General features: G+C 69.5%; 1 protein-coding gene. It reads left to right on the forward strand.

The features are described from left to right. Positions 1-262 (forward strand): hypothetical protein (locus CVH10_RS21610; RefSeq protein WP_219924972.1); only part of this gene is annotated, 262 nt, incomplete at both ends.

Here is a 262-nt window from a genome sequence, read left to right on the forward strand (position 1 = left end):
CCCGGCGCGGAACTGTCGGCCGATTGCGGCGGGCTGAACAACCTGGCGGGCCGCGCCTGGTGCGTCACGGCTCAACTGGGCCAGATCGGCGCCCTGGCCGACGCCTATATCGCGGACCTGTCTTCCAAGAACTGGCTGGCGGCGGGCGGCGACGAAAACCGCGTGGTCTTCATCAAGCGCCGCGAGGCCGGCGGCTGCGACGGAATGCAGATGGTCGCCTTCTACGACACGACCAAGACCGCCGTCGCCGAACTGCCCGCCT

The sequence above is a fragment of the Halomonas sp. ND22Bw genome, assembly GCF_003011945.1.
GTDB lineage: Bacteria > Pseudomonadota > Gammaproteobacteria > Pseudomonadales > Halomonadaceae > Halomonas > Halomonas halophila.